This is a genomic window from Zhongshania guokunii, assembly GCF_040892635.1.
GTDB classification, from domain to species: domain Bacteria; phylum Pseudomonadota; class Gammaproteobacteria; order Pseudomonadales; family Spongiibacteraceae; genus Spongiibacter; species Spongiibacter guokunii.
In genome coordinates this window covers 83,369-107,213 of sequence record NZ_JBFRYA010000014.1, presented here as the reverse complement: position 1 = coordinate 107,213, position 23,845 = coordinate 83,369, and the positions used below count along the sequence as shown (strand labels likewise).

At 48.7% G+C, this 23,845-nt stretch carries 25 protein-coding genes; 19 read left to right on the top strand and 6 right to left on the bottom strand.

The window, feature by feature from the left end; translation table 11 throughout:
• From AB4876_RS15230 to AB4876_RS15220, 3 genes are all read right to left on the bottom strand, one after another.
• A partial coding sequence (locus AB4876_RS15230; protein WP_368382609.1) for a transposase family protein occupies positions 1-508 on the bottom strand: 508 nt, incomplete at its 3' end.
• 21 nt (positions 509-529) lie between these two features.
• Positions 530-1,042 (bottom strand): signal peptidase II, encoded by a 513-nt coding sequence (gene lspA, locus AB4876_RS15225; RefSeq protein WP_004863699.1) that lies wholly within the window; start codon positions 1,040-1,042, stop codon positions 530-532.
• Positions 1,043-1,045: 3 nt separating this feature from the next.
• Entirely contained in the window at positions 1,046-1,942 is an 897-nt protein-coding gene (locus AB4876_RS15220) for a cation efflux transmembrane domain-containing protein (protein ID WP_004574643.1), read from the bottom strand.
• A 95-nt stretch (positions 1,943-2,037) separates the two neighbouring features.
• On the opposite strand from AB4876_RS15220, the gene cadR reads away from it, so the two are divergent.
• The 11 genes from cadR to AB4876_RS15165 all read left to right on the top strand — a co-directional run bounded on the left by cadR (position 2,038) and on the right by AB4876_RS15165 (position 14,453).
• A complete protein-coding gene (cadR, locus tag AB4876_RS15215) occupies positions 2,038-2,445 on the top strand; it encodes a Cd(II)/Pb(II)-responsive transcriptional regulator (RefSeq protein ID WP_004364961.1) in 408 nt (135 codons plus the stop codon).
• Positions 2,446-2,695: 250 nt separating this feature from the next.
• Positions 2,696-2,890 (top strand): hypothetical protein, encoded by a 195-nt coding sequence (locus AB4876_RS15210; RefSeq protein ID WP_368382608.1) that lies wholly within the window; start codon positions 2,696-2,698, stop codon positions 2,888-2,890.
• A gap of 240 nt (positions 2,891-3,130) precedes the next feature.
• Complete coding sequence (locus AB4876_RS15205; protein ID WP_008250312.1) at positions 3,131-3,511, top strand: BlaI/MecI/CopY family transcriptional regulator; 381 nt, start codon at positions 3,131-3,133, stop codon at positions 3,509-3,511.
• A gap of 2 nt (positions 3,512-3,513) precedes the next feature.
• Complete coding sequence (locus AB4876_RS15200) at positions 3,514-4,467, top strand: M56 family metallopeptidase (protein WP_008250313.1); 954 nt, start codon at positions 3,514-3,516, stop codon at positions 4,465-4,467.
• Between the two features lie 9 nt (positions 4,468-4,476).
• On the top strand, positions 4,477-5,784 hold the full coding sequence (locus AB4876_RS15195; protein WP_008250314.1) for a TolC family protein: 1,308 nt from the start codon (positions 4,477-4,479) through the stop codon (positions 5,782-5,784).
• The gene (locus tag AB4876_RS15190; RefSeq protein WP_008250315.1) at positions 5,781-7,013 is read left to right on the top strand and encodes an efflux RND transporter periplasmic adaptor subunit; all 1,233 of its coding nucleotides are present in this window, start codon (positions 5,781-5,783) and stop codon (positions 7,011-7,013) included. The genes AB4876_RS15195 and AB4876_RS15190 overlap by 4 nt, the downstream gene beginning before the upstream one ends.
• A gap of 10 nt (positions 7,014-7,023) precedes the next feature.
• On the top strand, positions 7,024-10,131 hold the full coding sequence (locus AB4876_RS15185) for an efflux RND transporter permease subunit (RefSeq protein ID WP_368382607.1): 3,108 nt from the start codon (positions 7,024-7,026) through the stop codon (positions 10,129-10,131).
• A 1-nt stretch (position 10,132) separates the two neighbouring features.
• Positions 10,133-11,008: a HupE/UreJ family protein gene (locus tag AB4876_RS15180; RefSeq protein WP_368382606.1), complete on the top strand. Its 876-nt coding sequence runs from the start codon at positions 10,133-10,135 to the stop codon at positions 11,006-11,008.
• Positions 11,009-11,022: 14 nt separating this feature from the next.
• Positions 11,023-11,370, top strand: coding sequence for a DUF6488 family protein (locus AB4876_RS15175; protein WP_368382605.1), 348 nt, complete (start codon positions 11,023-11,025; stop codon positions 11,368-11,370).
• 10 nt (positions 11,371-11,380) lie between these two features.
• Positions 11,381-11,728 (top strand): hypothetical protein, encoded by a 348-nt coding sequence (locus AB4876_RS15170; protein ID WP_368382604.1) that lies wholly within the window; start codon positions 11,381-11,383, stop codon positions 11,726-11,728.
• A gap of 550 nt (positions 11,729-12,278) precedes the next feature.
• A complete protein-coding gene (locus AB4876_RS15165; RefSeq protein ID WP_296434593.1) occupies positions 12,279-14,453 on the top strand; it encodes a TonB-dependent receptor family protein in 2,175 nt (724 codons plus the stop codon).
• A gap of 130 nt (positions 14,454-14,583) precedes the next feature.
• Here the strand turns inward: AB4876_RS15165 and AB4876_RS15160 are convergent, their stop codons facing one another.
• From AB4876_RS15160 to AB4876_RS15150, 3 genes are all read right to left on the bottom strand, one after another.
• Positions 14,584-15,441 carry a sterol desaturase family protein gene (locus tag AB4876_RS15160; RefSeq protein WP_368382603.1) on the bottom strand — a complete coding sequence of 286 codons (858 nt, stop codon included), beginning with the start codon at positions 15,439-15,441 and terminating at the stop codon, positions 14,584-14,586.
• Between the two features lie 71 nt (positions 15,442-15,512).
• On the bottom strand, positions 15,513-16,268 hold the full coding sequence (locus AB4876_RS15155) for a helix-turn-helix domain-containing protein (RefSeq protein WP_368382602.1): 756 nt from the start codon (positions 16,266-16,268) through the stop codon (positions 15,513-15,515).
• 275 nt (positions 16,269-16,543) lie between these two features.
• Positions 16,544-16,777: a hypothetical protein gene (locus AB4876_RS15150; protein ID WP_368382601.1), complete on the bottom strand. Its 234-nt coding sequence runs from the start codon at positions 16,775-16,777 to the stop codon at positions 16,544-16,546.
• Positions 16,778-17,404: 627 nt separating this feature from the next.
• On the opposite strand from AB4876_RS15150, the gene AB4876_RS15145 reads away from it, so the two are divergent.
• From AB4876_RS15145 to AB4876_RS15110, 8 genes are all read left to right on the top strand, one after another.
• On the top strand, positions 17,405-17,833 hold the full coding sequence (locus tag AB4876_RS15145) for a MerR family transcriptional regulator (RefSeq protein WP_368382600.1): 429 nt from the start codon (positions 17,405-17,407) through the stop codon (positions 17,831-17,833).
• Complete coding sequence (locus AB4876_RS15140) at positions 17,830-18,150, top strand: heavy-metal-associated domain-containing protein (RefSeq protein ID WP_368382599.1); 321 nt, start codon at positions 17,830-17,832, stop codon at positions 18,148-18,150. The genes AB4876_RS15145 and AB4876_RS15140 overlap by 4 nt, the downstream gene beginning before the upstream one ends.
• A gap of 15 nt (positions 18,151-18,165) precedes the next feature.
• Positions 18,166-20,484, top strand: a complete 2,319-nt coding sequence (locus AB4876_RS15135) for a heavy metal translocating P-type ATPase (protein ID WP_368382598.1) — start codon at positions 18,166-18,168, stop codon at positions 20,482-20,484.
• 29 nt (positions 20,485-20,513) lie between these two features.
• Positions 20,514-20,867, top strand: coding sequence for a cupredoxin domain-containing protein (locus tag AB4876_RS15130; RefSeq protein ID WP_368382597.1), 354 nt, complete (start codon positions 20,514-20,516; stop codon positions 20,865-20,867).
• Positions 20,868-20,907: 40 nt separating this feature from the next.
• A complete protein-coding gene (locus tag AB4876_RS15125; protein WP_368382596.1) occupies positions 20,908-21,198 on the top strand; it encodes a DUF2933 domain-containing protein in 291 nt (96 codons plus the stop codon).
• Between the two features lie 47 nt (positions 21,199-21,245).
• Positions 21,246-21,896: a methyltransferase family protein gene (locus tag AB4876_RS15120; protein WP_368382595.1), complete on the top strand. Its 651-nt coding sequence runs from the start codon at positions 21,246-21,248 to the stop codon at positions 21,894-21,896.
• A 9-nt stretch (positions 21,897-21,905) separates the two neighbouring features.
• Positions 21,906-23,246: an APC family permease gene (locus tag AB4876_RS15115; RefSeq protein WP_368382594.1), complete on the top strand. Its 1,341-nt coding sequence runs from the start codon at positions 21,906-21,908 to the stop codon at positions 23,244-23,246.
• 267 nt (positions 23,247-23,513) lie between these two features.
• Complete coding sequence (locus AB4876_RS15110; RefSeq protein WP_368382593.1) at positions 23,514-23,831, top strand: hypothetical protein; 318 nt, start codon at positions 23,514-23,516, stop codon at positions 23,829-23,831.
• Positions 23,832-23,845: the final 14 nt, after the last annotated feature.

The following is a 23,845-nucleotide window of genomic DNA, read 5'->3' as shown; positions in this document are numbered from 1 at the left end:
TGTTGGTCAGAATGCAGCGGTAGCGCTTGTTCAGGTATAGCTCGTCAATGCCCAGGATGCGGGGCGTCTCGAAGCGGTGCCAGCGCCCCAGGAACTCGGCGCGGGCGTTGAAGATGTCGCGCACCGTCTTCTCGTCCAGGCCGGTCTGTGCCGCCACAAAGGTGTAGGGGTGGTTGAAGGATTCCTTCTCCACGTACTCATGCAGCCGCAGTGTCATACGGAATCCGTCCACCATCTCCGGTAGCTGGGGCCTGAATGTTGTCTTGCAGGCCCGGCAGGTGTATCGGCGGCGGACCACCCAGAGAGTGACCCGCTTGCCGTGGATGGGCAGATCACGATAGGGAACGTCACGCTTGCCGAACCGTACGAACTCACCCTGCACGCCGCATTCCTCGCAGGCGATGGGATCGGGCACGTCCACCTGGAAGTGCATTTCGTCGTCGGTTGATTTGCAGCCCAGTACTTGGTATTGCGGCAGGTGAAGGATGTTGTCGGGAAGTTCGGTCATGGTGTTGTATAGGCGTAGGTGTCAGTCAGATCCATCCGGCTCGGCATTGGTGTTTGCTTTTTTACCCAACAAGCTGCTGGAAACGAAAAGTAAGGCACCGAGGACAATTGCAATATCAGCCAGGTTGAAGGCCGGCCAATGCCAGTCTCGCCAATAGAAATCAAAGGAATCCACAACATAGCCGCGAAAGACCCGGTCAATCAGGTTGCCCATGGCGCCACCGAGGATAAGACTGTAAGCGATGGCTTCTCCTTTATGACGATTTTCAAGGATCAGCTTGATCAGAAAAATCGAGACCACTACCGCGATTCCGATAAAAAAGTAGCGCTGCCAGCCTCCACCATTCGCAAAAAGACTGAATGCGGCACCGGTGTTCCATAGGTGCACCCAGTTAAAGAACGGGGTCACCGAAACATACTCGCCATAGGCCATTGATTGCTGCACCAGCCACTTTACAGCCTGATCAGACGCTGCCAGCAGGCCCGATATGGACAATAGGGCATACGGCGAGAGCTTTTTGCCAATAATGAGCATTATTTAACCCTTCAACGCCAAAATGCGTCTGGCACCGTTAAGTACAATGCCCCCCGCGATGGTGCCGATAATCAGATCCGGATAATTGGAACCGGTCCACGCGACCAGGGCGCCGGCGGTGATGACCCCCAGGTTGATCACCACGTCGTTGGCCGAGAATATCCAGCTTGCCTTCATGTGCGCCCCGCCTTCCCGATGTTTGGATATGAGCAGCAGACAACTGGTATTGGCAATCAATGCGACGAATGCGATAGCCATCATCACCAGCGATTCAGGCTCACTACCGAATACAAAGCGTCTCACCACCTCTACGAGCACGCCCACAGCCAAGATCAGTTGCAGTACACCAGCAAGATGCGCGGCACGTACCTGCATTTTCACGCTATGTCCAACCGCATAAAGGGCAAGCCCGTACACCGCCGCATCGGCAAAATTGTCCAGGGATTCTCCAATCAGGCCGGTGGACTGGGCGATCAGACCGGCAGTCATTTCCACCACGAACAGAAGTGCATTGATGCCGAGCAACCAGCGCAGGGTCCCGGATTCTTGCTTAGCAGAAGCTGCCGAAAACTCGGCGGCCTTGATGGTCTCCGGATTTGCAGCGACGGTTTCCTGAAGCGAGGCGCCTAGCCCCAAGGTCTTCAGTTTCGAGGTGACGGGCTCGACCTCGCCGTCATGCACGACCTTCAGCCGGCGGTTCGACAAGTCGAAGGACAGCGCCCGAATCTCCTCAAAGCCGTTCAGGGCTAGGCGAATCATTCGTTCTTCTGATGGACAGTCCATCTTCGGCACGGCATAAACACTGACCCATCTCCCTGGCGCCTCGGAGGAGGCCTGTATATCGGTATCCGCTGCGGACGTTGCATCACCGCCACAGGCGCCACCACAGGATTTGCTCATGATACGACTCCACTTGAACAATGTTGTGGTACCATTTAAAACTATAAAGCTACTATAAGGTCAATAGAGTAAAGAATCCGTTGGGGAGGAGGCTGATGCGCATTGGTCAGTTGGCGCAGTTGGTAGGGGTCGAAACACAGACGATCCGCTTCTATGAACAGCAGGGCTTGTTGCCGCCGCCTGATCGGCAGGACAACGGTTACCGTGTCTATACCGAGAAGCATGGTGAGGGGCTGGCCTTCATCCGTCGCTGCAGAATCCTGGGCCTGTCACTGGCTGAGATTCACGAACTACAGAGCTATCAGGACGATCCTCATCAGCCTTGTACCGCCGTCAACGCCTTGCTCGATGATCACATCTCTCATGTGCGGTCGCAGATAACCGCTCTGCAAGCGCTTGAGAAACAACTCGTTTCACTGAGAGCGAGTTGCAACGATGACCGGGAAGTTGAGGCGTGTGGGGTTCTTGCTGGAATTAGCGAAGGAAACATGCACCAGCAGTAGGTGAAGCATCAACCAGATAATCCGATGAGATGCCGGTCTGTCTCACTCTCATGCAAAGGTAAGATCAACCATTTAATCCGCTTACCCTAAAAAAGTACAGTGGATTGAGGGGAATGTTCTTCACTTCCTTCTTCCTATGCAGGGTATCGACTTATGGCATGACCGTGCGGTGTTTCATTTCCTGATAGAGGGAGCCAATAGGCGCAGCTATGTTGAAACAGTATTAGATTGCGTTAAATTAGGTGGGCACATGATCATTGCGACTTTTTCCGAGAATGGCCCCGAGCAATGCAGCGGTCTGCCTGTGCGCCGTTATTCTCCGAGTACGTTACACGCCGAATTAGGTGCGCAGTTTGAATTATTAGGCCACGAAGAAGAATCTCACCAAACGCCGATAGGCAAAATGCAGAGTTTCATTTATTGTCATTTCAAGCGGATAAATTAACTCACCCACCCTAAATTCGTTGCGCTCGTCATCGCTGATAATTGGTCGACCTCGCATGAATTTATCTACGTTGGGTATAGCGGGGGATTTGGCGCCTCAACCTGCGATCCCTCAGCGGTTCCGCTTCTGTTTATCATTTAACCCATTTTCTTCGTTGTAGTGCCTACGAAAAAAACGATTGACGATCGGTTTTTTCGTAGGCACTATACTATTCTTCTGTAAACCTAGGTCGAATGTGGCATGCAATTGGGATATTTGGAAAAATTGGTTCTCCAGTATTTTTGGGATACAGATGAAGCAGACGCTAAGCGGGTACATCGCGAGCTTACGGATGATTCGGTGAGAACGTTAAACACGATCCAAAGTACCCTTGACCGGCTATATAAAAAGAAGCTCTTAATCCGTAATAAAGCTGGCCACGCCTTCATTTATCGTGCAGCTATGGCCAAAAATGCTTTTCTGGCGCAATTGATGCGCGAAGTCGCCGCCGATTACACTGACAATGAAGACACCTTATTGGCCGCATTTAGCTCCCTGTCAGCAGAAATGACTGAAACGCAATTGCAGGCATTGGCATCGCTTATTGATCAGCGCCGCGCCAGCGATAAATCGGGGAAATAAGAATGCTTGTCGGCGGTTATGCGATTACCCTAAATAGCGTGTTTATTGCCGCATCGGTGTTTTTCTATTGCTCACTAATTCTTACTTTCGTTTTTCGAACTACTGAACAGTGGCGGGTCAAATTATCCGCAGGCGCTCGCCAATGGGTGTTGTGGTCATTTGTTTTGATCCCTTGGCTTGTTGCTCTAAGCGTTGCAAGCGTTGTACTAATGCCTGATTCTGCCGCGGTTATGCCCTCGTGGTTCTTGGCGCTTACCCATTGGCACCATATTAATGTTTTCAACTTATATAGCTGGCACAGCGCGATAGTACTTCTATTTTCCGCGGCGTCTTTTCTAGCGATAGTTCGCCATACTCACCAATTGCTTAAGCATCGGTCTGCCCTTGGTGCGCTGCTTACCCTTGATGGTTTTACTAAAAATAGTAGCGTGGACTCTACGGTGATTTATGCGTTCACCGCTGGTCTTTTTCGGCCTAAAGTCTTCATTAGTTCTGCCTTGCAAGCACAATTATCTGCGGCTGAAAATGACATCGTTTGTCGCCATGAACTCGCCCACCAGCAGAGGTTTGACCCTTTACGGAAGTGGTCTTTTTCCTTTCTTGCGGCGTTTTACCTACCATTCACTAGCAACCGGTTACGCCGCGAATTTTCTTTGTGCTTGGAGCTTGCAGCAGACGATTATGCGGCTGTGGGCGGATCGGGTGGCACCACCGTTGCTAGTACCGTGATAAAACTATGCCGCTTGTCGCGAAATCAGCAGCAATTCTCCAGTCCCTTGTCTTGTCATTTCTATGCGTCTGAAATTGAAGCGCGTGTTCATTATCAGCTGAGGTCTGAACCAGGCCGCAGTTTCCCCTTATCGTTGTTTGTTGTATTTCTGTGTGTACTTTTGGCTTCCTGCCTTTTGAGTGTGGATAGCTATCATCATGCGGTTGAAGCAATTTTTAGTCATTGAGGCGTATTTATGTATGTTTTTAGTCCGTTTCTAACGCCAAAAAAACCGATTGTAGATCGGTTTTTTTGGCGTAAAACGCTTGCCCTAATTCCGTTATTGCTGACTATGTCGACGGCCTCTGTGGCAGAGAAATCCTTAACGTTAAACGAGGCCATTCAACGAAGCTTTACTAAACACCCAGAGCTCCAAGCCTTTTACTACCGTCGCGCAGCTGCCGATGGAATGGCGCAGCAGGCACGGGTCGGCAGTCGCCCCCAGCTTGGCTTAAGTGTTGAAGATGGATTTGGCTCGGGGGACTACAGCGGTTCTGACAGCCTTCAGTCAACGCTCAGTATTAGTTGGGTTTTAGAGGGTGACTTACTGCAGCAGCGCGGACATAGTGCTGACGTGCAAAAACAGGTGATTAGCGATGAGCAAGCGATAAAGAAGCTGGATGTGGCCGCCGAGACTGCCCGTCAATTTCTCACCGTAGTCGTTTATCAGCAGCGTAAAGAACTCGCTGCAGCCGCAAGAGCGCAAGCGGATTCAGTGGTTAAAGAACTGTCAAAGCGCATGGATGCAGGCAAATCGCTGCTCGCTGACAAGCTTCGTGCTGAAGCCGAGTTAGCGCGGGCAGAGATAACACTCGAAGATCTGGATCATGAAATTCGTGGCGCTAAGCGGATGTTGGCGACCCAGTGGAGTGCGCGACAACTCGATTTTGATACAGTATCAGGCTCCCTCGCCATTGCCACCGGCAAACTGAACTACGAGGAGCTAGCGCTGCAGCTAAGCAGTCATCCGCGCGTGCAGAAACTACTCAGCCAAGAGCGCATTGCGCAATCCGAGATCGCCTTAGCAAAAACGGAAGCCCAGTCACGATGGCAGTTTTCAACCGGTGTAAGGCGTTTTGAAAATACCGACGACTACGCCTTAGTAGCTGGTTTTACTATGCCCTTAGGGGGCGAACAGCGTAATCGTGGACGTATCGCCGCCTTAGCTGCGAATCGTGATGCTTATCGCGCAGATGCTGATGCAGTGCAATTAGTGCTGGAAGCGCGCTTGTATGTTTTGCTTCAAGAGTTTCAGCACGCGCAGCATGTGGTTGGCGCACTGCGTGAGCACATTATCCCAACGCTTGAACAAGCCCAGAAAGAAGCCCGAAACGCCTACCAGCTTGGCCGGTACAGCTACCAAGATTGGCGCGGGGTGCAGCAGGAATTGCTCGTGACACGCAGTCATTTACTGGATAGTCAGTTTAAAGCACAGCTCACACGCGTCGAAATTGAACGTCTAACCGGTTTGCCACTGCTGGGCAACGATGAGGTAAATCCATGAGTAATTCAGTAAAACGATCGTTAATCGTCAGTATGCTTGTCTCGCTATTAATGAGTTTAAGTAGCGCTGCACTCGCCGTTGGCGCCGAAGTGCAGGAAATTGAACCTGAAAAAGGCCCGCACCGGGGGCGTATGTTGCGCGAGGATGACTTCGCGATTGAATTGGCCATCTTCGAGACCGGTGTACCGCCAGAGTTTCGGGTGTGGGCAAGTCAAGGTGGCGAGGCATTGCCTCCAGAAAACGTCAAGGTGAGCGTTACTTTGGGGCGCCTCGGTGATGGCGACGATCAAATCAATTTCAGGCCGCAAGAAGATTTTTTGCGCGGTGATATGGAAATAGTCGAGCCACATTCTTTTCTAGTTACGCTCAATGCGGCCTACGGCGATAAGCGCTATGAGTGGCAGTACGATAATTTTGAGGGACGAACTCGGATTAATGCCGACGTGGCTGACGCCATGGGTATCACCACTGGTACTGCACGTTCACAAGTGCTCGTAGAGCGGCTGCCGCTCTTCGGTCGACTGGCAGCCGATACCAATGCTTTAACGCAGTTAAGCGCCCGTTTCGACGGTGTGATTAAAGCCATTCACGTTAGCTTAGGTCAGCAGGTGAAAGCGGGCACTCCGTTGATGAGCATCGAGAGTAACGAAAGCCTGAAATCCTATGTGTTGCGCGCCGATATTGCCGGTGAAATTGCGGCCCTGCCGGTTAATATCGGCGAAGCGACTGCTGGCCGTACGCTGGTGAGTATTGTTGATCGCTCCCGCCAAGTGGTTTTACTCAAAGCCTACCCTGACGACCGTCGTCGAATTGCGCTAAACAACAGCGTGCAGTTGCTCAACGATGCGATGGAAGAAATTGGAGAAGGTGACGTGCAGTGGATTTCTCCACTGCTGAATGCGGATCAATCTGCGGATATACGCGTCAGTGTTGACGCCAGCAATCTTGCGCTGCCAGTGGGGAGCTTTGTTCGCGGCGATGTGGAAGTTGCTCGCTATGAAGTGCCACTCGCGGTAAAGCGCCAAGCACTGCAAGGCTTTCGGGATTTCACCGTGGTCTACGCCAAAGTAGGCGACCAATACGAAGTTCGGATGCTGGAGCTCGGTCGCGAGGCGGGCGACTGGATTGAAGTCCTAGGTGGGCTAAAGCTGGGAACCGAATACGTTACCGAAAACAGCTACATCATCAAGGCCGATATCGAAAAATCTGGCGCTTCACACGACCACTAAAGGACGTCCCATGCTTGATGCAATTATACAATTTTCCCTAGCGCGGCGCGGTGTGGTGATGGCCGCCGTGCTTGCGCTTTGTGGTCTGGGTTTATGGAATTTCAACCGACTGCCGATTGATGCCGTTCCCGATATCACCAATGTTCAGGTCATAATTAACACTGAAGCGCCAGGCTACACGCCGCTGGAAGTCGAGCAACGCGTTACCTACGCCATTGAAACATCGATGGCAGGCCTACCCGAGCTGCAGTACACCCGATCTGTTTCTCGATACGGACTTTCCCAAGTCACAGTAATATTCGGTGATGACACCGATATTTATTTCGCACGTCAGCTGGTGAACGAAAGACTTGGCAACGTGCGGGCAAAATTGCCAATAGGACTGGAGCCGGAGCTTGGGCCGATTGCGACGGGGCTGGGTGAAATCTTCATGTTCACCGTGGACGCTGAACCGGGTGCGACCGACGCCGATGGCAAGCTGATTACGCCAACGGATTTGCGCTCAGCACATGATTGGATTATTCGCCCCCAGCTATTGCGTGTGCCCGGTGTGGTTGAAGTAAACCCAATTGGCGGCTACAAACGGGAAGTGTTAATTGGGCTGCAGCCTGAAAAAATGCTCGCCTATGGTATCTCGCAGCAAGAGCTGATCGATGCGGTTGCCGACAATAATCAAAACCGTGGGGCTGGCTTTGTTGAGCAAAAAGGCTCGCAGTGGCTGTTACGTATTCCGGGACAAGCCGAAACGCTTGCGGATATTAGCAAGATAGTGATTAAAACGGTTGATGGTCAGCCTCTGCGTGTTGGTGATGTTGCGACTGTTGGCGAGGGTAAGGAGCTACGTACTGGTGCCGCCACCCAGAATGGTCGTGAGGTCGTAATGAGCACGGTATTTATGCTCGTTGGCGAAAACAGCCGTACCGTTGCTAAAGCGGTCGGTGAACGGCTTGAGGAAATTAAGTCGAGTTTGCCAGAAGGCATTACAGCGACTGCGGTATACGATCGCACCGGTCTTGTGGATAAAACCCTGAAAACCGTGACGACGAATCTACTAGAAGGCGCATTGCTGGTTATCGTTATTCTGTTCTTACTATTGGGTAATGTGCGCGCAGCCATATTGACGGCTGCGGTTATCCCTGTCGCGATGTTAATGACCATTACCGGCATGGTACGCAGCGGCGTTAGCGCAAACCTGATGAGCCTGGGCGCATTGGATTTCGGTTTGCTCGTAGACGGCGCCATAATTATTGTAGAGAACTGTTTGCGCCGCTTGGGCATTGCTAGCGACAAGCAGGCCTTATCGCTGAATGAGCGCTTAGATGTTGTGTATAGCGCCACCAAAGAGGTGATACGGCCCGCACTATTTGGCGTGTTTATTATTACAGCAGTGTATTTGCCGATTTTCTCCTTAACCGGTGTAGAGGGCAAAATGTTCCACCCCATGGCCATGACGGTGGTCATTGCTCTGAGTGCCGCAATGTTACTGTCCATCACCTTTGTTCCAGCGGCAATTGCCATGTTGTTTAAGGGGCCGGTAGTCGAAAAAGAGAATCGCGCATTTGATGCAACAAAGGATCTTTACGGTCGACTGTTGCGCAAAGCGATCGCCATGCGCGGCGCTGTCGTTGCAGCTGCGCTGGTATTACTTGTTGTTTGTGCTGGCTTGGCAAGTCGCTTGGGCAGTGAGTTTGTACCAAACCTCGATGAAGGCGATATCGCTATGCACGCTCTCAGGATTCCGGGCACCTCGCTAAGTCAGGCGGTGGCATTACAGGAAACCTTGGAAGCCACTATCCAGACCATGCCTGAAGTAGAGCGAGTATTTGCCAAGATCGGTACTGCCGATGTCGCAACTGATGCGGTTCCCCCGAGTGTGGCAGACAACTTCATCATTCTAAAACCGCGCGATCAGTGGCCAGATCCGAGCAAGACTAAGAACCAAGTTGTGGAAGAACTCGCAGCTTTGGTCGAACCCGTTCCGGGCAATCGCTATGAATTTCTTCAGCCGATCCAGATGCGCTTTAACGAGCTCTTGTCAGGCGTGCGCGCCGAGTTAGCCATAAAGATATTTGGCGATGACTTGTCTCAGCTCGAAGCCCTTGGCGGTAAAATCGAAGGCGCAATTGGCTCTGTCGACGGCATTGTCGATATCCAGATGGAGCAGACTACGGGCCTCTCCATGTTAACCCTTAAACCGAAATTGCTGGCCCTAGGCCAATACGGTGTTGAATTAAATACTCTGCAAGATCAAGTTGCCACGGCAATGGGTGGTCAGGGCGCAGGATTTTTCTACGAGGGCGATCGCCGCGCAGAGATTGTTGTGCGATTACCTGAAGATCGCCGTAGTGATATTGATCAGCTGGGTTCACTCCCTATTCAAGTGTCTAATGGTGGCTATGTGCCGCTGAAAGAATTGGTGGATATTGAGCTGACAACGGGACTAAATCAGGTCAACAGGGAAAATGGTAAACGCCGTGTTGTGGTGACGGCGAACGTTCGTGGCCGCGACCTTGGCAGCTTCGTTAGCGACGTACAAGAAACCGTTGAGTCAGAGGTGACTCTGCCAGCAGGCTATTGGGTGGAATACGGCGGTACCTATCAAACTTTGCAATCGGCTTCGCAGCGACTGGCCGTGGTTGTACCTGTGACACTACTCATGATTATCGGCCTCTTATTGCTAGCACTTGGTTCGTTGAAAGATGCAATGATTATATTTAGTGGTGTTCCTCTCGCGCTAACTGGTGGGATATTGGCGTTGGTGTTTAGAGATATACCGTTTTCCATCTCTGCAGCCGTGGGTTTTATCGCTTTATCCGGTATCGCAATACTGAACGGCTTGGTGATGGTGTCGTTTATTAGAGAGCTGCGCCGTGATGGTCTAGGTCTAGAGCCAGCGATTATCGAAGGCGCGCTGACTCGTCTGCGGCCTGTCATTACCACTGCGCTGGTTGCGTCCTTGGGCTTTGTACCAATGGCTTTAAACACGGGGATAGGTTCCGAGGTGCAGCGCCCCCTAGCGACCGTGGTGATTGGCGGTATTTTGTCGTCGACACTGCTGACCTTGTTTGTGCTGCCGTCCTTGTACCGGATGCTGCACCGCGCCGATAAAGGAGCATAATGTGAAGGAAAAAATGTTTACAGGTCGTTTTTACGCCCTCATTGCTGCAATAGCGATGTTGATGTTCAGTAGTATAAATGTGCTCGCCCACGGTATGTCTGAGGCAGATAAGCAGCGTGCAATCGAGGCTGGTCTGCCAGATTACATATTGTTGGGTGCGGGCCATATGCTTACCGGCTATGACCATTTACTCTTCTTGTTTGGTGTCATCTTCTTTCTCAGCCGCTTTGTCGATATTGTAAAATTCATCACGGCGTTTACCTTGGGTCACTCGATAACGCTCGTGTTTGCCACGCTTTACTCAGTACAGGCAAATTACTTTTTGATTGATGCTGTGATTGCACTCACCGTTTGTTACAAGGGCTTCGAGAATCTCGACGGCTTCAAGCGTTATCTGGGCGTGGCGTCGCCTAATCTAATGTGGATGGTGTTTGGCTTTGGCTTGATTCACGGTTTTGGTCTGTCGACTCGGCTGCAGGAGTTGCCTATGGGGGACGGCAGTATCGTGATGAAAATCCTGGCTTTCAACGTCGGTGTCGAATTAGGTCAAATCGCAGCGCTTACCGCAATGTTATTGTTGCTGGCAGGGTGGCGCAAAACAGCCTCATTCAAGCGCTTTAATGTAATGGCCAATACATTATTGGTCATCGTTGGTGGCTTGCTGTTCCTGCATCAATTGCATGGCTACCAGCACACAGTGCTAGCCGATAATTTCCCGATCAATACCGATGACCACTCGCATATCCATGAAGACATGGCGGTGGAAGCGGAATCAAATATCCTGGAGCACTATCCCCGGCGTATGATTACTCCTCAGCCTTCGTTGCAGGACGAAGCACCCCGTGAACACGGTGATGGTGCTTATCACAGCCACTAAAGAAAGGTGAAAATATGAAACTCCGAATCGCTTTATGTTTGTTAGTAAGTTTGTTTATAAGCTCAAATCTATTAGCACATGGCGGTGGCCATGCGCCAATTACTGAACAAAAGGCTTTAGTGATAGCAACGGAAATCACCCAAGGCTTTGCCGGCGCCGACCCTCAGCTTGGCTTTGGCAAGGTTCCTGAGAGTTGGTCGAAAGTAGACGCTGAATCAGCAACGATTTACCAGAGTGGGCCCGGCTACTTTATCGTAAAGGTTGTTAACCCTAGCGATGAGCGGGCGCTTTATATCCTGATGTCCGCCGAAGGCGAAGTATTTGATGCGAACATCAGCGGTAAGTTCGAAGGTGTGAACTAAAGGTGAGCTTATGACAGCCTATATATTTGCCGCTAAGCTGATTCTTGCAGCAACGGTTATTGGTTATGCGTCGTGGCTATCGGATAAGAAACCGGTGTTGGCGGGCTTTATTGTCGCGCTACCACTGGTTTCTATTTTGGCTTTGTTATTTTCGTACATCGAACACAAAGACCCGCAGGCCAGCATCACCTTTGCCAAAAGTATTCTTTTTGGCGTGCCGATTTCTTATTTATTCTTCCTGCCGTTTTTACTGGCTGAGCGGTTTCATCTTGGCTTTTGGCAAAGTTATATATCGGGTTTGCTTTTGCTGGTTGTGGGTTACTTTGTACACCGCGCAATAATGATTGCCATTGGGTGATTTTCAAATTTTCTATCAAACTCATAACCAATTTCCGTTAAGAAGTCAGCCTCCCTCCCTCACTGTGCAAGAAGGGCCGGCAAAGTGTTGTCACTAAATGTCCGCTATTGTGAGAGGCTGTATGAAAACTCCTATAACGAAATTAATCACGCGATCCTACGTGAAATGTGTATACGATGGGCTAGAAAACTTGGTCAGATTTTGATGTAAGACACATATTCACATCAATCCTTGTCTAAATTATGACTTGAAAATAGTTTTCACACAGTCTGGTGACGCAGGAGCTTTCGAAGAACTAGATTCTAACGTTACTTGGTGTCTAGCAAACCCTAGGAAGTCCAATTTGGCGCAATGACTAACAAGGCTGCACCCTAGAAACTCCATTCTAAGCGCATAGCAGCTCCATTCTCATTCTCGTTTAACCGCTCAATTCTCAATTGCGATCAAATTCATAAGTGCCTGTTTCGCTGTATTCGCCGAGATAAAGATGCACAAGCTCGCGCCCCTTATTGACCCAAGATATGATAATCATTATCATTACGATTCGTAAATGAATAACATTAACAGAATGGGGTTGGGTGTGAAGAAGTCGCTATTGTATACGTGTATCGTGTTGTCGCCCGTAGTTCCGGCATTCGCAGATATCGCTAGTATCGAAAAAATGCTTGTCATTGGCAGTGTTGAAGGAGCACGAAGTCTACCTGGCTCAGGTGCTGTTATAAGCTCAGAACAGCTGCGAACAGAAGTCACCACAGATATTAACCAAGCACTTAAAACTGTTCCCGGTATTTATATCCTTGAAGAAGACGGCTTAGGTCTTCGTCCAAATATTGGTATTCGCGGTGCGACCAGTGAGCGCAGTGGTAAAATTACCTTGATGGAAGACGGTGTGCTGATTGCGCCTGCGCCGTATTCAAACCCAGAAGCCTATTATTTCCCAACGGCGCTTCGTATGTCGCTGTTTGAAGTACTGAAGGGCGCCCCCTTGTTACGTCACGGGCCCCAAACAACTGGGGGCATTGTAAATATGTTGTCTACACCGATCCCTGAGGAAATGAGTGGATCAGTGTTAGTCACCGCCGATCAACGCGGTTCTTCAGATATACATGCCTATTTTGGTGGCCAGACAGGCGATTGGCGCTTTTTGCTCGAAACCGTTCAGCGTAATGGAGAGGGCTTTAAGGATATCGACCGCAGTAGTCAGAACCCAGGATATGATATTTCTGATTATGTGTTTAAGCTCGGTTGGAGCGGTGAGCGTCAGAGTGTCTTGTTGAAATTACAATCTTCGGATGAAATTTCCAACGAGACCTATCTTGGACTAAGTGATAAGGACTTCAATGAAGATCCTAATCGACGGTATGGCTTAAGCAGTATTGATGAAATGGATAATGATCATCAAGCGCTCAACCTAAGCCACGTTTTTAAGTGGTCTGATACCGTGACGTCCACCGCAACGGTATATAGAAATGACTTTGCTAGGAATTGGTTTAAGTTAAGTGGCGGCGGAGATATCGTTCGAGCTGCTAATGAGGGCGGAGCGCTTGAGCAAGCCATATTAGATGGTAGCGCAGAAAAAGATGGTCTGAACTATACGAACAACAATCGGAAGTATATTTCGGAAGGTGTTCAGCTTAATTTTGATATCGAAGCGGGCGCTCATCAGTTCGCTGTAGGGTTAAGGCGTCACCACGACGAAATGGATCGTTTTCAAGTAGTAGACACCTACAAGCAAGAATCAAACGGTGACTTAGTATTCCAATCTCGCAGCAGTGATACTGGACAGGTTTCGGGTAGTAACAACCGAGAGGAAGAAGCCGACGCCCTTAGTTTTTGGTTAACCGATTCCTGGCAAGTTAGCGACGCTTTAAATATTAATTTGGCCCTGCGATACGAAGATATTGAAAGTAGCAGGCTAGAATATTCTGATACCGCTCGCACCACGTTTGCCACTGATAAAAATCGCCAAAACGACACGGCTATTTGGTTGCCCGGGGTATCATTTAGCTTCGACGTGAACGACCAAATACAATTGCTAGCCGGTGTTCACAAGGGTTTTTCGCCGCTAGGTGGTGGTGCCAAAGTATCGCAAGATCCGGAGGAAAGTAAAAACTGGGAGGCGGGTGTTCGCTTTAATAACGACCATATATTTGTCGAAACAATAGCATTTTACAGTGACATTACCGATACCACTGAAAACTGCTCAGTGGCTGCGCCATGCAGCAATGGTGATACTTCTGGTTCTTTCGCCCTTGGCGAGTCGGCGGTGTCAGGTCTTGAACTACAAGTAAGCGCAGAGGCTGCAATCGGTGCTTTTCAGATTCCACTGGACGCTGCATTCACCTACACCAAGGCCGAAATCACCAAAGACAACGCCGTTTCTGGCTTTGAATCAGGTGACAAGCGAAAGGATGTTCCTGGCCGGGTTTTTAGTTTGCGAGCGGGCTTCGAGCACCAAAGCGGTTGGAATAATTACATCGTAGCCAAATACATTGATGAAATGTGTTCTGTTGCTGGCTGTAATCGGACTGGCGACTCTTATGAAGAGACTGAAGAACTATTTGTGATGGACTTCATCAGTCGTTACCAACTCTCGCAAGATGTTGAAATATTTCTGAAAACTGAAAACATCTTTGACCAGCAGAAAATAGTCTCACGTAATCCTGACGGCGCCCGTCCAAATCGACCGCGCACCACACTAGTTGGCATCCAGTACGATTTTTAATATCAGCCTCCGATAATAACTCCCGCGTAATAACCTGCATCTGAAAAGTCCGCAGATGCTTGGTACTGTAATAAGGGTTAGTAGCTATATATTTAGCAATGCCGTGAGATAAGTACTGCGGGTCGGCGGTTCAGCCAAGGCGCTTGAACGGTGCTAGCATTTGTGGAATATAAGCTACGGGATAATCCGGCGCGGTTCCGATGCCCAGATCTTCTGAACGGATAACTCTCTCTTTGTCATAGTACGCAGTGCCTAAGAGATGATCCGTTAACGTTGTGAATAGACCGAAGTTGACATCGCCTTCTTTTGCCGTATTCAGGTGGTGGAAGCGATGAACTTGATTAATTGCCAGAACAGATCTGAGCGGCCCTGCGAAATAGGCAACATTGGAATGTTGCAGTAACAGCTGAATAACCACCGCAACAACCAGCAGCAGTAAGACTTCTTGTGGAGCGCCCATCAAGAGTAGCGGGGCAGTACCTGCAAGGGTTTCAATGGTTTGATGCAAGGGGTGTTTCATAAGACCGTTAAACCCATACATACGTTTCACACTATGATGTACTGCATGTAGCTGCCACAGCGCGCTGTACCTATGACTGGCGTAATGTGCCAGTGTAATGCCTATATCGGCGATGATCACCGCCAACAACACTTGCAACCACAGCGGTGCGAAGGAGGGCCAAATTGAATTAAATGGGATAAAACTAGCAATGATTGGGACACTTAATACGCCGACAATACTCAGTGATTCATTGACGAAGGCGTGAATAACATCACGCCCCGAGTCTGCTTGAGGCTTGTTGAATTCGGGACGAAATGGCATCCATTGTTCAATTAAGAACGACACTGCGATGAGTAAGCCGACCCATGCCGCCAAGGCAAATTTTGAATAATCTTGTTCCGCCATATAAATAGCAATGCCATTTCCTACGATTAGAAAGAAAGGCAAATACAGGGCTTTGACAAATATTTCCAATGTGCTTTTCATATGCAAAAGCTTCCAGAGCTACAGAGTGCTTAGTTTGTCATTTTTCAATGGCGGCGCATTGAACGAAAAAGCTATTTTTGTAGCAGCAGTTGCTTAATGGTTGTAGCGCTAACGCCGAAGGCCTGCGTTACTGCTCGGCAGAAGTGGGCCTGATCAGAAAAACCAGATAAAAGTGCTGCATCGGTGAGAGGCATTCGCCGCGATAGTTCAAATCCGACCAGCAGTTTAAGCCACTTCCTGTAACTGCGTAATGGCATGCCTGTTTGCTCTGTAAACCAATGAGAGAACCTGCTGGGTGAGAGATGTACCAAACTCGATAAGGTTTTCTGCGTAGTATTGTTGCCGCTACTAATATCATCTTTGAGTGCTGCCAAAATGACATTCAATCGCTCGTCTGGAGTGTCAATGAATTGACAGCGACATTGTTTGTCGAAGCTAATCAACGCTGCGTGAAGGTTTTTTACTTTGGCAAAGCGCGTTACATACGCGGATGAAATTTCTTCATTCAGCAAGGATATAGACCATTCCTCTACGGCTATCTGCGGTAGCAGTGTTTTACAAAAATCATGTGTTGGGTCGATATAGATGCATAATACATGTGCGATTTCTAGTTGATGAGCGGTACCTGCAGGTATCCATAGCCCGCGTTCGAAATATCGTGTTTTGTCAGATAGCAGCGCTACTGGTCCTTCTAGACCAATAGCGATTTGATGAGCCCAATGCCGGTGAGCTTTGTTATCGCCCGAGGCGCCAAGAAATACCCCCATGCCTGCAGTTATGGCCGCCGACCCTAGCCAAGGCTGTGATAATAATTGATTTTGATGCATTTTTTTGAGTCCTCAGGGACTATCTTGGATCAACTATTTCGCTTTGCCATCTAATATAAAGTCGTTAAGGAGATGTGAGCCTTAATATATCTAAACGCTAGCATGCGCCTTTTCCAGAAAAATTCTAATGGATCAGCAAACCTGAAAATTTGAAACTCACCCCAATTCAATTACGCTCGCCGACTGTAAATTGAGATTCACCTAGGCTCCATTGTAATACGACGCGATATTTCGGAGGGAGACTTGCTGCGAATTTATAATAATGTCGGGTAGCTTTAGCCCCGGGCAGCGTTAATCATTAGTTTTCTGAGGATTTGATTGCCGGTGCTACTTTTATAGAACGTTGCTTCCAAATCACGAACAATGCCGGAAACACCACTAAAACTCATAATGAGTGAGGTGGCAACCCCGCCGAGCATGGGAGCGGCTGCGCGTTTCGTTAGATCGGCGCCGCTATCATTGCTTAGTATGATCGGTACTAAGCCCATGATTAATGCGAGCCCGGTCATTAATTTGGGGCGTAGCCGCTTGGCTGCACCGTCGACTACTGACTCAGTAAGGTCATTAAAAGAGTTGAGTTGACCGTCATCGCGACGTTGTCGCCAACATCTAATCGGTACCTCGATGCGGCGTCTCGGTCAATGTCAAAGAAGTAGCCAACGGTGGTGCGCTCGGCAACTGTACTTCGAGTAAATTCAGTGCCGCGGCTATCACTTTGAACACTCGCTCAACAGCGGTCCCCGTGCTTTCAATCGTCGCTAGATCTGGCCCAATCACTTTTATGCCCAAAGCCAAATGCCGAACGAATCCAGTCAACGCTGGAGTGCCTTAGTTAGTTGTTGAACGATTCATTGATATAGATCAAGTAACAGACCCCTACATTACAGGCCTGTAATGTACGGGTCATGTAGATGTCAGAGTTACACCACTAACATAAACCAATAAAACTCATCGACCAAAGTCAGATTGAGAGTGGCTTGACCTGCGTCTTAGACACAGGTGTAGGGTTAGAGCGAAAGTTACGCAGCTGGATAGTTTTATTGGAGTGTCAGGTTTGATTTTATACAAATCAAACGTGTATTAAATTTTTTGTAGCCTAAATTCTGGAAGTTCAATATGAACTTGGAGGCTCCGACATGAAAGTAGTTGAAATGGCCCGGCGCCTAGGAGTTACGTCAGATACTGTGCGGTTTTATACCCGGATTAATGTGTTGAACCCCCAAAAAAACCAAACCAATGGCTACCGGGAATACGGAGAAGCGGATCTACATCGTTTGCGTTTTGTTCTGAGTGCCAGACAGCTGGGTTTCTCAGTAGATGATATTCAGAAAATTCTTTCCCATGCGGACAAGAAAAAATCGCCTTGTCCAACGGTGAGGGAGTTAATTGAAAAACGGTTGCATGAAATAGAGCGGCAATTTCTCGAGACACAGTTGTTGCGTGACCGTATGCAACAGGCTGTGGGGGAGTGGAGCCAAAAGCCGGATAAAGTCCCAACCGGCCATATGATTTGTCACTTGATTGAAGATTTTTCCCAACTCATTGATGTGGAGAATAAACCATGAATACCCAGGATTCAGTGAATACGACTAAAACCCGTCAAGGCGGCTGTTGCTGTACCAGCCAATCATCCTCTGCTCTCAGCACTCAAAATGGAAGTGGCGTAAGCGTTGGCGTTCCGCTGCAACGGTTACAGGTCCAAGGCGCCACTTGCGGTGGTTGTGTGAGAAGCATTGAGCAAACGTTACGCTCTGTTTCCGGCGTAACCGAAGCGTGCATGGATCTGGCCACGGGTGTCGCTTCGGTCGTTGGCGCGGTAGAGGCTAACGCTTTGAAGGAGGCATTGAATCAGTCAGGTTTTCCCGCAACAGTCATCAAATAATTCAGGAGTGATCCGATGAGTTCAGTGAACACGGAATCCGGCATATCGGATTGTCATGAAGGTGCTGATAGCAGTACTCGCCATCACAATCATGCTGCCAGCGCGGCACAACAGGAACTGATTATCGAGGGTGCTGGCTGCGCCAGTTGCGTGGGAAAAATTGAAGCCTCCCTGGTAGCCGTGTCGGGTGTGGAAAGCGCGGAAATGAATTTCGCTCAGCGCACCGTGAGCGTGACGGGCAATGCCGCAACGTCTGATTTGCTTAAGGCAGTGGAGAAGGCGGGCTATAACGCCAAGATTGCGACTGCTGACAATGACGATGATGCATTAGCAGAGAAAGAAAAAGCGGATCAGGCTTATTACAAGCGGCTGATGAAGGAAACTTGGATTGCCCTTTTACTGGGTGGTCCCTTGATGGCTTATGCACTGATCACCGGTGAAATGAACGTCAATACAACCGGTGAGCAAGTTGTTTGGGGGGTTGTTGGCCTCCTGACGTTGGGTGTGCTGATTGTTTCTGGTAAGCACTTTTATGTTGGCGCATGGAAATCATTTCTTAATCATTCAGCCAACATGGATACGTTGATTGCTCTGGGTACGGGCACAGCGTGGTTGTACTCAATGGTAGTGGTGTTTTTTCCGAGTTCCGTTCCTCCGGAAGCAAGGCATGTCTACTTTGAGGCAACTGCGATGATTATCGGCTTGATCGATCTGGGTCTTGCCTTGGAATTAAAAGCGCGCGGACGTACCTCGGAGGCGATCAAACGCTTAATTGGTTTGCAGCCAAAAACTGCCCGCGTCGTGCGCGACGATAAAGAGCTGGATATTGCTATCGATCAGGTCTTGTTAAACGATGTTGTTCGGGTACGGCCCGGTGAAAAAATTCCTGTCGATGGCGAAGTTATTGAAGGTTATACCGCAATCGACGAATCGATGTTGACCGGTGAACCTATGCCTGTTGAAAAAACCGTGGGTGATACCCTGGCAGCGGGCACCATCAACAAAACGGGCTCCATATTATTCAAGGCCACTCGCGTGGGCAAAGACACGGCGCTGGCGCAAATCATTAATATGGTCAAACGCGCGCAAAATTCCAAGCCACCGATAGGGCGGCTGGCGGATGTAATTTCGGCCTATTTTGTCCCCATAGTCATGATTATCGCGGTGAGCAGTGCACTAATTTGGTTGAACTTTGGGCCTGATCCTGTGGTTGCTTACGCCATTGTGTCGGCGACTACTGTGTTAATTATTGCTTGTCCCTGCGCCTTAGGGTTGGCGACGCCGATGTCAGTCATGGTTGGGGTTGGCAAGGCGGCTGAGGCGGGTGTGTTGATTCGCAATGGCGCCGCACTGCAAACAGCTTCGAAAATCAGCGCAATGATTTTGGATAAAACCGGCACCATTACGTTGGGCGCACCAAAAGTTACGGATGTAGTTATCGCCGGAGAATACGACGAGAAAACCGTTTTACAGCTGGCGGCAACATTGGAGAGCGGTTCTGAACACCCACTGGCAATGGCTATAGTGGAGTCTGCACAGGAACGCGGCATCGAAACCGGAAAGGTATCCAATTTTAACGCTATCGCAGGTCATGGCGTACAAGCCGAAGTGGATGGAAAAACGCTATTGTTTGGAAATGAAAAATTGATGCGCGAGCGTGGCATCGATCTGGGTGACTTCGTGCAAAAAGCACAGGCCTTGGCCGCGGATGCCAAAACACCAATGTACTTTGCCATCGATAATAGCTTTGCGGCGATTATCGCCGTGGCCGATCCCATCAAAGAAGATTCGATTGCTGCCATCAAGCGGCTACAACATAGCGGTATTCGTGTCGTGATGTTAACAGGTGATAATCGCGATACTGCCAAAGCTGTTGCCAACAAAGCTGGCATTACCGAGTTTTTTGCTGAAGTGCTGCCGGAAGAAAAATCCAAAAAAGTTCAAGAGCTGCAAATGCAGGGCGAGATCGTCGGCATGACCGGTGACGGCATTAATGATGCCCCCGCGCTCGCTATTGCCAATGTCGGATTTGCTATCGGTACCGGCACAGATGTCGCTATTGAAAGCGCTGATATCACCTTGATGCGCGGCTCACTGCACGGACTTGCCGATGCCATTGCCGTTAGCAAGGCGACGTTGCGCAATATCAAACAGAATTTATTCGGTGCCTTTATCTATAACGTCGCGGGTGTTCCCTTTGCTGCGGGGGTGTTGTATCCCTTCTTCGGTTTGCTACTCAATCCGGTCATTGCTGGTGCGGCGATGGCATTTTCATCGTTGACGGTCGTGACGAATGCCAATCGACTTCGCTTTTTTAAAGCCAAAGAACATTAAGAGCAACACTGACCTAGTAGGAGCATGACATGTTACTTATCAATATTGCCGGCGTTGTGTTGATTGGATTAATTGTATGGTGGTTTTGGTTGTACAGGCCCAAGGAGACTGAAATAGGTGAAGATGATTTAGTGATTGTTGTCGAAAACGGTACCTATAGCCCGTCGCGCATTAAATTACCTTCTGGAAAACCAGTAGAAATTAAATTCATGCGCAAAGATCAATCACCTTGTTCGGAAGCGTTGCTAATCCCGGACTTACAAATTAGCGATACCCTGCCGTTGAATAAGTTGAAGACGATTCAACTACCCGCGTTGTCTACCGGTGAATATACCTTCCATTGTCAAATGCAAATGTATCGCGGACAGATCACGGTGGAATAACCATAAACAATAGCCACGACACATTGAAAGGAGGTGCGTTATGACAACGCAAAAAACATCTTTCTGGTTTACGCCAAAAGGTTTGGCTGCAATGGGGTTAATTGGTGCGGCCAGCTACTTTTTACTGATGGAGCACCGACAGCATGTCTGGCAGTACCTGCCATTCCTGATTATTTTAGCTTGCCCCTTCATGCATATTTTTATGCATGGTGGACATGGTCATGGAGATAACGGGCATGGGGGGCAGGAGCCGGGTGAGACGGAGCAGGATGCCTATCGCCGTGGCTTGGAGCGCGGGCGCAATGAAAAAGAAGATCGCCATCATCATTAACGGAAAATGCGATATTAATCCTCCATCGACATCAACGGAGAAAGACAATGCACGGTGATTCCGATTACGGACTTTGGACGTTAGTGATACTAAATTCAGCGATATTTATATTCTTCGCCTTCAGTTTTGCTAAACCACAAACAAAAACCGACTGGCGAAGCTTTAGTGCGTTCTCTGCTTTTATTGTGGCCTTATTTACTGAAATGTATGGCTTTCCGCTAACGATCTATTTTTTCTCCGGCTGGCTCGCGGAAAAGTATCCCGGAGTGGACTTTCTTGCTCATGAAAACGGCCATTTACTGCATACCCTTTTTGGATTCGAAGGTAATGCTCACTGGGACCCCTTACATATCGCCAGCAATATACTGATCATTTCAGGGTTCTTTTTATTGTCAGCGGCTTGGAATGTTTTACATAAGGCCCAACAAACGCGCTCCTTAGCTACCACCGGCTGGTATGCCCGTTGTCGCCACCCTCAATATATTGCCTTCATCATGATTATGTTCGGATTCCTGTTGCAGTGGCCAACGCTACCTACTGTGGTGATGTTTCCAATATTGGTGATTGTGTATGTGCGTTTGGCGAAACGTGAAGAACAAATGGCACTGGACGAATTCGCTGATATCTATCGCCGGTATATGGATTCCACTCCTGCGTGGTTTCCAAAATTTACCACTGAAAAAACACAAACCATTTAAGGAGAAACCATGTCCCGCGATCAGAATCGCACCTCGCATTACGATGAAGACAGCTTAACGTTGTCTGGAACAGTAATGTTAGGCACTGGCGTGATGATAGGTGCCGGTATTTTTGCGCTGACCGGGCAGATGGCCGAAATGACGGGGGCATTGTTTCCATTGGCCTTTCTGGCCGCCGCTGTGATCGTCTCTTTTAGTGCTTACTCTTACATCAAGATATCTAACGCCTATCCCTCTGCGGGCGGCATAGGTATGTATCTCCACAAAGCCTATGGTGATCGATTACCCACCGCGTTCAATGCTTTGCTGATGTACTTCTCAATGGTCATCGCGCAAAGTTTTTTAGCCCGAACATTCGGCTCATACACGATGCAACTGTTCGGTGGTGACGAATCCGGTCTTATGGTGCCGATACTGGGTGTGGCACTCATATTGACGGCCTTTGTTATTAATCTTCAGGGCAATCGCCTTATTCAAGGTTTTGCCGGTTTTATTGGCATGCTGAAAATTGGCGGCATTCTGATTATCGGTCTGGCAGGTGTTTTACTGGCGGACAGCCTGGCAATCGATTTTACCCGTGAGAGCGAACCTGGAACGTTAGGAAATTTTCTCGGAGCTACTGCGCTTGGTATTTTGGCCTTCAAGGGCTTTACCACCATTACCAATAGTGGTTCCGAGGTGATTGATCCACACCAAAACATTGGCCGATCCATTGTTATTTCAATCGCTGCTTGTGTTGTTATTTACACGCTGGTTGGTTTTGCGGTAGCAGGCAACCTTTCTCTCAGCGAAATTATCGAAACCCGAGATTACTCTTTGGCAGCGGCGGCGCGTCCTGTATTTGGGGAATATGGTGTTTGGTTCACCGTTGCCATTGCCATGACTGCAACGGCGGGAGGCATTCTTGCCAGCATTTTTGCAGTTTCCAGAATGCTGGCGATGCTGACGGAAATGCATTTGGTGCCCCATAGCCATTTCGGTATGTCTGGCAGCATCCAAAAACACACGCTGGTATATACCGTCGTGCTGGGGATTTTTCTCACCGCATTTTTTGATCTCTCCCGCATTGCTGCTCTCGGTATAGTTTTCTACCTAGTCATGGATATTGCCATTCACTGGGGCGTTCTGCGTTACTTGTTGGACGATATTAAAGCCAAATCTTGGGTGCCAGTGACTGCCATTATTCTGGATCTGTTTGTACTGAGCGGATTTGTCTGGGTGAAGCTGAATTCCGATCCTTATGTTATCGCCGTGGCTGTTTTTGTCATGATTCTGATTGCATGCGGTGAGCATCTATATCTGGGATCAGAGGCAAGGAAAAGAATAATGCACCGTGAACATAATCATTGAATAACGGCGTAATAAAATTATCTGGATAACCGTGATGATGAATTAGAGTTAGTACATATTTAGAGTGATTATGTAAGGTATTGGAAATTCCTTGATGCTTGTATTAAACGAATTTCTGTACTCCATAGTTGGAAACAAAAGCTATTATCGAGTGATAATTTTTAATGAGTGTTGTGATTAGAAAGGAGAGGCGTATGGAATAAAATAGCGTACTGCATAATATATTAAAAAATTAACCAAAAAATTTATATTTAATTGGAGAATGCCATGAATAATTTTATAAGATTTTCTTTATTAGTAATTATATCTTCAGCAGCTGTGACTGTTTATGCGGAGCAGGAGCCAACCCATAAACATTACAAAGCCACTATGCCAGGTGAGTCTCATAGCAACTCAGAGTCAGCAACAAAAACTGATAAAAATGCGGAAGCGATGCCTACGCATAAGAATTACAAGGCAACCATGCCGGGTGAATCTCATCAGGATTATAAAGAAGGTAATTATCCTAAAAGTACGAATAAAGAAAATGATCCAACACATAAACATTACAAGGCGACGATGGAAGGCGAAAAGCATAATCAATAGGATTAGCAAGAACA